Origin of the sequence: Acidovorax facilis, assembly GCF_023913775.1 — a bacterium.
GTDB lineage: Bacteria > Pseudomonadota > Gammaproteobacteria > Burkholderiales > Burkholderiaceae_C > Acidovorax > Acidovorax facilis.
Window position 1 is genome coordinate 1 of record NZ_JAMXAX010000172.1, and the last position, 11,246, is coordinate 11,246.

General features: G+C 61.5%; 9 protein-coding genes and 1 tRNA gene. 8 read left to right on the plus strand and 2 right to left on the minus strand.

The genetic code is table 11. The annotated features are described in order from the left end of the window. Positions 1-663 (plus strand): tRNA threonylcarbamoyladenosine dehydratase (locus NFX52_RS27420; protein WP_252635912.1); only part of this gene is annotated, 663 nt, incomplete at its 5' end. Between the two features lie 44 nt (positions 664-707). Next, positions 708-783, plus strand: a tRNA-Lys gene (locus NFX52_RS27425). A 130-nt stretch (positions 784-913) separates the two neighbouring features. On the opposite strand, the gene NFX52_RS27430 is transcribed toward NFX52_RS27425, so the two are convergent. Continuing rightward, a complete protein-coding gene (locus NFX52_RS27430; protein ID WP_055396675.1) occupies positions 914-1,972 on the minus strand; it encodes an AI-2E family transporter in 1,059 nt (352 codons plus the stop codon). Between the two features lie 243 nt (positions 1,973-2,215). On the opposite strand from NFX52_RS27430, the gene NFX52_RS27435 reads away from it, so the two are divergent. From NFX52_RS27435 to NFX52_RS27455, 5 genes are all read left to right on the plus strand, one after another. Then, positions 2,216-5,095 (plus strand): 2-oxoglutarate dehydrogenase E1 component, encoded by a 2,880-nt coding sequence (locus NFX52_RS27435; RefSeq protein WP_055396677.1) that lies wholly within the window; start codon positions 2,216-2,218, stop codon positions 5,093-5,095. A gap of 51 nt (positions 5,096-5,146) precedes the next feature. Beyond that, positions 5,147-6,421, plus strand: coding sequence for a 2-oxoglutarate dehydrogenase complex dihydrolipoyllysine-residue succinyltransferase (odhB, locus tag NFX52_RS27440; protein WP_055396679.1), 1,275 nt, complete (start codon positions 5,147-5,149; stop codon positions 6,419-6,421). A gap of 89 nt (positions 6,422-6,510) precedes the next feature. Beyond that, positions 6,511-7,938, plus strand: a complete 1,428-nt coding sequence (gene lpdA / locus NFX52_RS27445; protein ID WP_055396681.1) for a dihydrolipoyl dehydrogenase — start codon at positions 6,511-6,513, stop codon at positions 7,936-7,938. A gap of 81 nt (positions 7,939-8,019) precedes the next feature. Beyond that, positions 8,020-9,117: a cell division protein ZapE gene (gene zapE / locus NFX52_RS27450; protein ID WP_055396683.1), complete on the plus strand. Its 1,098-nt coding sequence runs from the start codon at positions 8,020-8,022 to the stop codon at positions 9,115-9,117. Beyond that, positions 9,114-9,812 carry a hypothetical protein gene (locus NFX52_RS27455; protein WP_055396684.1) on the plus strand — a complete coding sequence of 233 codons (699 nt, stop codon included), beginning with the start codon at positions 9,114-9,116 and terminating at the stop codon, positions 9,810-9,812. The genes zapE and NFX52_RS27455 overlap by 4 nt, the downstream gene beginning before the upstream one ends. 180 nt (positions 9,813-9,992) lie before the next feature. Here NFX52_RS27455 and NFX52_RS27460 read toward each other — a convergent pair whose 3' ends face one another. Beyond that, the gene (locus NFX52_RS27460; protein WP_055396686.1) at positions 9,993-10,799 is read right to left on the minus strand and encodes a PP2C family protein-serine/threonine phosphatase; all 807 of its coding nucleotides are present in this window, start codon (positions 10,797-10,799) and stop codon (positions 9,993-9,995) included. A 106-nt stretch (positions 10,800-10,905) separates the two neighbouring features. Here NFX52_RS27460 and NFX52_RS27465 point away from each other — a divergent pair, with 106 nt between their 5' ends. After that, positions 10,906-11,109, plus strand: a complete 204-nt coding sequence (locus NFX52_RS27465) for a YdcH family protein (protein WP_055396751.1) — start codon at positions 10,906-10,908, stop codon at positions 11,107-11,109. Positions 11,110-11,246: the final 137 nt, after the last annotated feature.

Below are 11,246 nucleotides of genomic sequence, written 5' to 3' on the forward strand. Positions count from 1 at the left end.
TGGGCCGCTGAAGCCTTGGCGCGCAGTGGGGTAGGGCAGATCACGTTGATTGACCTCGACCATGTGTCTGAGTCGAACATCAATCGCCAAATCCATGCGCTTACCGATACCGTCGGCCAGGCCAAGGTTCTTGCAATGCGCGATCGGATTGCGCAAATACACCCTCAGTGCAGCGTCCACTGCGTGGAGGAATTCGTGGATGCAGACAACTGGCCTGGTTTGCTTCCTCAGTCCGTTGATGCGGTGATTGATGCGTGTGATCAGGTGCAGGCCAAAACGACCATCGCGGCCTGGGCTCAAGCCCAGAAGGCTCTGCATATCACGGTCGGGGCGGCTGGCGGTAAGCGCCATGCGCACAAAGTGGATGTGGATGATCTTGCTTTGACGACCCACGATCCTCTGCTGGCGCAACTGCGCTATCGCTTGCGCAAGCACCATCGGGCGGCCCGTGATGGCAAAAAAATCGGAGTGACCTGCGTCTTCAGCAGAGAAGCCGTGGCGCCTCCCGATGCGTCCTGCAATGTGGATGGCGATGGTTCTCTGAACTGCCATGGATACGGTTCGGTCGTTGCGGTGACGGCGACTTTTGGTCAGTGCGCTGCAGGGTGGGTGTTGGACAAACTTGCCGCAACTTCCAAAAACACTGAAAAAACGACGCTATAATCCAAGGCTTTGCAGCAGTCAGTCATGATTGATTGCAACCGGTTGGGACGTTAGCTCAGTTGGTAGAGCAGCGGACTTTTAATCCGTTGGTCACAAGTTCGAATCTTGTACGTCCTACCACCCGAATCCAGGCGCCAGTCTTTTGGCGTAAACAAAGGCCTCCTTGCGGAGGCCTTTGTTTTTTGTGATCCGCACGTTCTATGCAGTGCCATGTTATTCATGGCCCCGATTGTTGAATCACTTCATTTTGTTACGCGGATTCAGTGCTGGCGCTGGGTGAAAACAGGTCCCAGCTCGCAATGAAAAGCGCCGCAATAACTGGTCCTATCACGAAGCCCGTCAACCCAAAGAGCGCCATGCCTCCCAGGGTGGATATCAGCACAACGTAGTCTGGCATCTTGGTGTCCTTGCCCACCAAAATCGGACGAAGGACGTTGTCAACGAGTCCTATAACGCCAACGCCAAACGCAGTCAGCACCACGCCTTGCCAGACCGCACCCGTGGCCAGGAAGTAAATTGCCACCGGCACCCAGATCAGCCCCGCTCCCACGGCGGGAAGCAGCGACAGGAAGGCCATGGAAACTCCCCACAGCACGGGACCCTGGATGCCCAGGATCCAGAAAATCAAACCGCCCAGCGCTCCTTGGGAGGCCGCCACGACAATGTTGCCTTTGACCGTGGCGCGAATGACGGTGGTGAACTTGCTGACCAGTTGCCGCTTGTGTGTTTCGTCCAGCGGGGTGGCCTGGCCAATGCGCAAGGCCAGACTCGATCCGTCACGCAACAGGAAGAACAGCAGATAGAGCATGATGCCGAAGCTCACGATGAACTGCAGCGTGTTCTGTCCAATACTTAATGCCTGTGTGGCAACAAACTGACTGGCCTGGACAGCGACGGAAGAGAACTTTTGTTGCAGCTCGCCAACGGTCGTGAGATTCAACCGGTCCAACAAATTGGCGGCCCAGGCGGGCAGGGCGGCGATCACCTGCTGTAGGTAGAGTCCAAAATTTAGCTGGCCCGACCGCATCCGTTCATAGATTATCGTGGCTTCCTGGGCCAGGGATACCGTGATCGCTGTCATGGGAAGGATGACCACAATAAGGCACAGTCCCAGAGTACACAGCGCTGCAAGATTGCGCCGCCGGGGCATGCGCCGCAACAGTTTGCGGTGCAGGGGGGCAAACAAGATGGCCAGGATGACGCCCCAGAAGACCGCGCCGTGGAACTGCCAAAGGATGGCTCCAAAGGCGATGGTGACAAGGGCCAGCAGCAGCAAAAAGACTTTGTTCTGGAGGGTGGGTGGCGTCATGAGGGTAGGTGGCAATGAGATACCCGGAATGTACGCGAGCCAGGTTTTTAGCCGCTTGTTGCGTCAGCGCGTCACCACCGGCCCAGCCATTTCCGTAGGGCGGTCGGCCATTCGGTGGCACAATGGCGCCCGTACCAAGGCCCTTCCCCAGCCACAGTCGCATCCGCCAATCGGTTCAGCCGTGTCGCGGAAGGTTTCTCAACCAGCTAATGCTTTCCCAAGGAAAGCGGAGGTCAGCGGAATATGAGCGATACGACGTCCGTCTATCAAGCCTACCAAGGCAACACTTACCTCTTCGGCGGCAATGCGCCCTATGTCGAAGAGATGTACGAGAACTACCTCGCCAACCCGGGTAGCGTGCCAGACAATTGGCGCGAGTACTTTGATGCACTTCAACATGTGCCTGCGGTGGATGGCAGCAATGCCAAAGACGTCCCCCACCTCCCCGTCATCAACGCTTTTGCCGAGCGCGCCAAACAGGGCGGCACCAAGGTTGTTGTGGCAACGGGTGCGGACTCGGAGCTGGGCCGCAAGCGCACTGCCGTTCAGCAGCTGATCGCTGCCTACCGCAACGTGGGCCAACGCTGGGCTGATCTGGATCCCCTCAAGCGCACCGAGCGCCCCGCCATTCCTGAACTCGAACCCTCTTTCTATGGTTTCAGCGACGCTGACCAGGAAACGGTGTTCAACACGAGCAACACGTTCTTCGGCAAAGAGTCGATGCCGCTGCGCGAGTTGATCAATGCGCTGCGCGAAACATACTGCGGCTCCATCGGCGCCGAGTACATGTATGCCACTGACCAGAACCAGAAGCGCTGGTGGCAGGAAAAGCTGGAAAAGATCCGCAGCAAACCCAGCTTTGGTGTGGACAAGAAAAAGCAGATCCTGGACCGCCTGACGGCCGCCGAAGGTCTGGAGCGTTTCCTGCACACCAAGTACGTCGGCCAGAAGCGTTTCTCTCTTGAAGGGGGGGAAAGCTTCATCGCCGCCATGGACGAGCTGATTCAGTCCGCCGGTGCAAAGGGCGTTCAGGAAATCGTGATCGGCATGGCCCACCGGGGTCGTCTCAATGTGCTGGTCAATTCGCTGGGCAAGATGCCCAAGGACTTGTTCGCCGAGTTCGACCACACCGCCCCCGAAGACCTGCCTGCCGGTGACGTGAAGTACCACCAGGGCTTCAGCTCGGATGTGACCACCCCTGGCGGCCCGGTCCACCTGTCGCTGGCATTTAATCCTTCCCACCTGGAAATCGTGAACCCCGTGGTCGAAGGCTCCGTGCGTGCCCGCATGGACCGCCGCGCCGACCCGCACGGCAAGCAGGTGCTGCCGGTGCTGGTGCATGGTGATGCGGCCTTTGCCGGCCAGGGTGTGAACCAGGAAACCCTGGCGCTGGCCCAGACCCGTGGCTACTACACGGGTGGCACGGTGCACATCATCATCAACAACCAGATCGGTTTCACCACCTCCGACCCGCGTGATACGCGCTCCACGCTGTATTGCACCGACATCGTCAAGATGATCGAGTCGCCCGTGCTGCACGTGAACGGTGATGACCCCGAAGCCGTGGTGCTGGCCACCCAGCTCGCCCTGGAGTTCCGCATGGAATTCAAGAAGGACGTGGTGGTGGACATCATCTGCTTCCGCAAACTGGGCCACAACGAGCAGGACACCCCGGCTCTGACCCAGCCGCTGATGTACAAGAAGATCGGCCAGCACCCTGGCACGCGCAAGCTCTATGCCGACAAGCTGGCGGCACAGGGCCTGGGTGAGTCGCTGGGCGACGATATGGTCAAGGCCTATCGTGCCGCCATGGATGCCGGCAAGCACACGGTCGATCCCGTCCTGACCAACTTCAAGAGCAAGTACGCCGTGGACTGGAGCCCGTTCCTGGGCAAGAAGTGGACGGACGCTGGTGACACGGCCATTCCTCTGGCTGAGTGGAAGCGCCTGGCCGAGAAGATCACGACCATTCCTGAGAGCGTGACGCCGCACCAGTTGGTCAAGAAGGTCTATGACGACCGCGCTGCGATGGGCCGTGGCGAGATCCCCGTGGACTGGGGCATGGGCGAGCACATGGCATTCGCATCGTTGGTGGCCAGCGGCTACCCCGTGCGCCTGTCGGGCGAAGACTGTGGCCGTGGCACGTTCACGCACCGCCATTCGGTTATTCATGACCAAAAGCGCGAGAAGTGGGACATCGGCACCTATGTGCCGCTGCAGAATGTGGCCGAGAATCAGGCTCCGTTCGTTGTGATCGACTCGATCCTGTCGGAAGAAGCGGTGCTGGGCTTTGAATACGGCTACGCCTCCAACGACCCCAACACCCTGGTGATCTGGGAAGCGCAATTCGGCGACTTTGCCAACGGTGCGCAAGTCGTGATCGACCAGTTCATCGCTTCGGGTGAAGTGAAGTGGGGCCGCGTCAACGGCATCACGCTGATGCTGCCACACGGCTACGAAGGCCAGGGCCCTGAGCACAGCTCCGCCCGCCTGGAACGCTTCATGCAGTTGTCGGCCGACGCCAACATGCAGGTGGTGCAGCCCACCACCGCCAGCCAGATCTTCCATGTGCTGCGGCGCCAGATGGTGCGTGATCTGCGCAAGCCGCTGATCATCATGACGCCCAAGTCGCTGTTGCGTAACAAGGATGCGACTTCGCCGCTGTCCGAGTTCACCAAGGGCAGCTTCCAGACGGTGATTCCCGAGCAGGACGAGGCCATCGTCAAGAAGGCCGCCAAGGTCAAGCGTGTGATCGCCTGCTCCGGCAAGGTGTACTACGACCTCGTGAAGAAGCGCACCGAGCGCGAAGACGACGATGTGGCCATCATCCGCGTGGAGCAGCTCTACCCCTTCCCGCACAAGGCATTTGCCGCTGAAATCAAGCGCTACCCCAATGCCACCGACGTGGTGTGGTGCCAGGACGAGCCGCAGAACCAGGGCGCTTGGTTCTTCGTGCAGCACTACATCCACGAGAACATGCTCGAAGGCCAGAAGCTGGGCTATTCCGGCCGCGCGGCTTCTGCGTCACCTGCCGTGGGGTACTCGCACCTGCACCAGGAACAACAAAAGGCGCTGGTGGACGGCGCGTTTGCCAAGCTCAAGGGTTTTGTCCTGACCAAGTAAGGCCAGCTGCGACCCGATAACAGAACAAAACCCCATTCCGAAAGAATTGATATGGCTATCGTAGAAGTCAAAGTCCCCCAGCTGTCCGAATCCGTGGCCGAGGCCACCATGCTGACGTGGAAGAAAAAGGCCGGTGAGGCTGTGGCAGTGGATGAGATCCTGATCGAGATCGAAACCGACAAGGTGGTGCTTGAAGTGCCTGCCCCCTCGGCTGGTGTGCTGGCTGAAATCATCCAGGGCGACGGCGCCACCGTGGTGGCCGAGCAGCTCATTGCCAAGATCGATACCGAAGGCAAGGCCGGCGCGGCCGCTCCCGCAGCAGCTGCTGCAGCACCCGCTGCCGCCACGGCATCGGCTCCTGCCCCCGCACCAGCGGCTGTTGGCGGCTCCAAGGGCGACGTGGCGATGCCCGCTGCCGCAAAGCTGCTGGCCGAGAACAACCTGTCCGCATCGGCTGTGGCCGGCAGCGGCAAGGATGGCCGCGTGACCAAGGGGGACGTGCTCAGCGCTGTGGCTGGTGGTGCCGCCAAGGCTGCTGTGGGTGCCCCGAGCGCCATTCCCACGGGCGTGCCCACCAAGGCACTGCCCCAGGTGTCGGCCCCGGCCGCCAAGGAAGACCTGGGCGACCGCCCCGAGCAGCGCGTGCCCATGAGCCGCCTGCGCGCCCGCGTGGCCGAGCGCCTGCTGCAGTCGCAATCGACCAACGCCATCCTGACCACGTTCAACGAAGTGAACATGGCGCCGGTGATGGACATGCGCAAGAAGTTCCAGGACACGTTCACCAAGGAGCATGGCGTGAAGATCGGCTTCATGAGCTTCTTCGTGAAGGCTGCCGTGCATGCCTTGAAGAAGTACCCCGTGTTGAACGCCTCGGTCGATGGCAACGACATCGTTTACCACGGCTACTTCGACATCGGCATCGCCGTGGGCTCGCCCCGTGGCCTGGTGGTGCCTATCCTGCGCAATGCCGACCAGATGAGCTTTGCCGACATCGAGAAGAAGATCGCCGAATTCGGCAAGAAGGCCGCTGAAGGCAAGCTGGGCATTGAAGAAATGACCGGCGGCACGTTCTCGATTTCCAACGGTGGCACCTTCGGCTCGATGATGTCCACGCCCATCATCAACCCGCCCCAGTCGGCCATCCTGGGCGTGCACGCCACCAAGGACCGCGCTGTGGTGGAGAACGGCCAGATCGTTGTGCGCCCGATGAACTACCTGGCCATGTCCTACGACCACCGCATCATCGACGGCCGCGAAGCCGTGCTGGGCCTGGTGGCGATGAAGGATGCGCTGGAAGACCCATCGCGCCTGCTGTTCGACATCTAACCTCCTGACCGCATGGACCCACCCGCGTGGCCGACCTCTGGTTGTGCCCGCCGGTGGGTCTTTCTCCAACAGACTGAACGAGATTTCCCATGAGCAAACAATTTGATGTGATCGTCATCGGCGGTGGCCCCGGTGGCTACATTGCCGCCATCCGCGCAGCCCAGCTGGGCTTCAACGTCGCCTGTATCGACGAGTGGAAGAACGACAAGGGTGGCCCCGCACCGGGCGGCACCTGTACCAACGTGGGCTGCATTCCGTCCAAGGCGCTGCTGCAATCGTCCGAGCATTTCGAGCATGCCAACAAGCACTTTGCCGAACACGGCATTACGGCCACTGGTGTCAAGATGGACGTGGCCAAGATGATTGCCCGCAAGGACACCGTCGTGAAGCAGAACAACGACGGCATCCTGTACCTGTTCAAGAAGAACAAGGTCAGCTTCTTCCATGGCCGCGGCTCGTTCGTGAAGGCTGCTGAAGGCGGCTACGAGATCAAGGTGGCTGGCGCCGCCGAAGAGTCGCTGACGGGCAAGCAGATCATCATTGCCACCGGCTCCAATGCCCGTGCGCTGCCCGGCACGCCGTTCGACGAAGAACTGGTGCTGTCCAACGACGGCGCGCTGCGCGTGGGCGCTGTGCCCAAGAAGCTCGGCCTGATCGGCTCGGGCGTGATCGGTCTGGAAATGGGCTCGGTGTGGCGCCGCCTGGGTGCCGAAGTCACCATCCTCGAAGGCCTGCCGACCTTCCTGGGCGCGGTGGACGAGCAGATCGCCAAGGAAGCCAAGAAGGCCTTCGACAAGCAAGGTCTGAAGATCGAGCTGGGCGTGAAGGTCGGCGAGATCAAGACCGGCAAGAAGGGCGTGAGTATTGCCTACACCAACGCCAAGGGCGAAGCCCAGTCGCTGGACGTGGACAAGCTCATCGTCTCCATCGGCCGCGTGCCCAACACCATCGGCCTGAACACCGAAGCCGTGGGCCTCGCCCTGGACGAGCGCGGTGCCATCGTCGTCGATGCCGACTGCAAGACCAACCTGCCCGGCGTGTGGGCGGTGGGTGACGTGGTGCGCGGCCCGATGCTGGCGCACAAGGCCGAGGAAGAGGGCGTTGCCGTGGCTGAGCGCATTGCGGGCCAGCATGGCCACGTTAATTTCAACACCGTTCCCTGGGTCATCTACACCAGCCCCGAGATCGCATGGGTGGGCCGCACCGAGCAGCAGCTCAAGGCCGACGGCGTCAAGTACAAGGCGGGCAGCTTCCCCTTCCTGGCCAACGGCCGCGCACGCGCACTGGGCGACACCACAGGCATGGTCAAGATGCTGGCCGATGCCGAGACTGACGAAATTCTGGGCGTGCACATCGTGGGCCCGCAGGCCAGCGAGCTGATTGCCGAAGCTGTTGTGGCCATGGAATTCAAGGCCAGCAGCGAAGACATCGCTCGCATTTGCCACGCACACCCCAGCCTGAGCGAAGCCACCAAGGAAGCGGCCCTGGCCGTGGATAAGCGCACTCTGAACTTCTGATTTTTGGGTCAAATCGGGCTCTAGCGCTTATCTGATAAGCGCTAGTAGCTATAAAAATCATAGTTTCTGAGCATCCACCACGTGACTGTTAAACAGGCTTACCTGGCCGAGTTGGCCGCTAAAGGCTACCAAAGTGACCCTGCCCAATTGCGCGCAGTGGATGCCCTTCAGCGGTGCGCTGATGACTGGGCTGCATACAAGGCCCAGCGTTCCAACGCACTCAAGAAGCTGATCAACCGGCCTGATGTGCCGCGCGGCGTGTACATGTATGGCGGGGTGGGGCGGGGCAAGAGCTTTCTGATGGAATGCTTTTTCGACGCCGTTCCCTTGAAGCGCAAGGTGCGCCTTCACTTTCACGAGTTCATGCGCGAAGTGCACCGCGAACTGGCGGGCCTGCAGGGCACGGTCAACCCGCTGGACGTGCTGGGCGCGCGCATTGCCAAGCGCTACAAGCTTATCTGCTTTGACGAGTTTCACGTGGCGGACATTACCGACGCCATGATCCTGCACCGCCTGCTGGCGGCACTGTTCGATAACGGTGTGGGTTTTGTGACCACTTCGAATTTCAAGCCCGACGACCTGTACCCCGACGGCCTGCACCGCGACCGCATTCTCCCCGCGATTGCCCTGCTCAATGAAAAGCTTGAAGTGGTCAACGTGGACAACGGTACCGATTACCGTCGGCGCACTCTGGAGCACGTGAAGCTGTACCACACGCCGCTGGGCCCCGAGGCAGATGCTGAAATGGGCCAGGCGTTTGACCAACTGGCCGAAGTGCACGACGAAGACCCGGTGCTGCACATCGAGGCCCGCGAGATCCGGGCACGCCGCAAGGCCGGTGGTGTGGTGTGGTTTGACTTCAAGACCCTGTGTGGTGGCCCCCGGTCGCAGAACGACTATCTGGAAATCGCGACGCAGTTCCACACTGTGCTGCTTTCCGATGTGCCCTACATGCCGGTGAGCATGGCGTCGCCTGCGCGGCGTTTTACCTGGCTCGTGGACGTGTTGTACGACAGGCGCGTCAAGCTCATCCTGTCTGCAGCAGTACCCCCCGAGCAGCTTTACACCGAAGGCCCCTTGGCGCACGAGTTTCCGCGAACGATTTCGCGGCTCAACGAGATGCAGTCCAAGGAGTTCCTGGCGCTGGAGCGCCGCACTGTCGATACGGGGCTGACATGATCTCCAGACGCTTCGTGTCTGTGGCGATTTCCTTGCTTGCCTGGGGGTTGTCTGCCTCGGCCATGGCGCAGCCGGTAGCTGCGGGTGCGGAGGCCAACGGCCAGCAGGCAGCCGCCAAGGCGACCGAACGTAAAGCGGAACACGACCGCATCCGCTCCGAACGCGAGGCCATCAAGGCCAGGCGACAACAGGACGAATCGGCCTGTTACCAGCGATTCTCCGTAGAAGACTGTCTGCGCAGTGTGCGGTCGGGCGTGCGCGAGGCAGAAGCGCGTTTGCGCGCGCAGGAGATCGAGCTCAATGATGCCGAGCGCAAGGAAAAAGCGGCGGAGCGTCTCAAATCCATTGAAGAAAAACAGCGCGGCGTGCCGGATAGCCCCTCGGCGGGCAGCGGCGCTGCAAGCGCTGTGGTGCGCAAGCCGTCGCAAGACCCCCAGGGCCTGAAATCGCAGCGTGACCACGAGGCTGAACTGCGAGCACAGCAGCAGCGCATTAAGGTGCAAAAGCAGGCGCAGGAGCAGGCAGCGCGCACCAGTGGCAATGCCGAGCGTGCCGCAGAGGCGCGCGCACGCCACGCGCAAACGCTTCAGGCTGCGCAGGAGCGTCGCGATCGAGTCGAAAAGTCACGGGCAGAGGCCGCAGCCCAGGGGCGGGTCCCTGCGGCTCCGTTGCCAGCGGGCTCGGCAGCACGCTGAAACAGGTTTATTTGGGGTGGCTGCCCCAGGTGTTGAAAGTGCGCGTGGCGCCCAAAAGGCGCAGCGGGCCAGTGGGTGCAGAGGCTCGGTCCGCGTCAGCGCCGCATTCTTCAAGGGCCGCCGAGCCACTCGCCCTTTTGGTCACCGACCCACGCACGCACCAGCGGGTGGGGCGCTGCTTCAGGGACGCCCTGCGTCAGCGGGTACCAGGCGAGCGACCTTCTTTTCTTCCACCAGCGCCTCCATCTTCACGATGACCAGCGAGAGGTTGTCACCGCCACCTCGCGCGCGGGAGCGGGCTTTTTCAATCAGAAACTCCGTGGCTTCCCGTGGCGAGAGGGAATCAACCACGGAGCCGAGTTCGGTGGGCGAAAAGTAGTGCCACACCCCATCACTGCAGGCCATGAGCACATCGCCAGGCTGCAGTTGGGGGATCACATGGGTGGTGATGGGCGGGTCGCTTTCAGTGCCGAGGCAGCCCACCAAAATGTTCGAGTGCGGATGGTTGTTGGCCTCGGCTTCGGTCAGCTCGCCCCGGTCCACGAGAGCCTGGACATAGGAGTGGTCGCTGGTGCGGAACACCATGCGCGCACCTTGGAAATGGTAGATGCGTGAATCACCGGCATGCACCCAGTGGCAGTCGCCACGCGGGTTGATGAGAAAGGCTGCAATGGTGCTGTGCGGTTCCTGCTCGGCAGAAATCGCTGTGAGCCGGATCACGATGTGAGCTTCTTCCACCATGCTCTTGAGCATGGCCACCGGGTCGTCGGTGTCGGGCGAATAGCGCTCGAAGAGCTGGCGCGCAGTCATCATGACCTGGTCGGACGCCTTGCGCCCGCCGCTGCGCCCGCCCATGCCATCGGCAAGGACACCCAGTATGCAGCCATTGTGCCGCTCGTGGGAGATCAGGATCACCTGGTCTTGCTGGTACTCCCGGTCACCCTTGTGGATGCCGGTGGACGCGATGAGGCGAAACGCTTTGGTCATGCTGGTGATTGTGGGGGCGCGTACGCAAAGGGCCATCGCGCAAACGGGGGCAAGCGCGTATTATCCGCCCGCCTGTGGCATTTTTGCCATCCCACGGCCCCCTGCCTTGAACCCCAGCCTCCATTCCCCCCAACGCCAACTCATTGAGCTGCGCATCGAGCATGCCGATCTGGACGCTCTGATCGACCGGTGTGCCCCTGACGGCGTGGCCGACGAATTCACGCTGCGCCGCCTCAAAAAGCGCCGCCTCGCTCTGCGTGATGCCCTGGATCGCCTGGAACGGGACCTTCAACCCCAAGAGCCCGCTTGATGGCGCTGGTAGAGATGGTGCAGGAGGTGTTTGCCCCCGGCGGCGTGCTGGCGCGGGCTGACACGCATTTCCAGCCGCGCGAAGGCCAGACGCAAATGGCCATGGCCGTGGCGCACACCATCGAAGCGGGCGGGGCA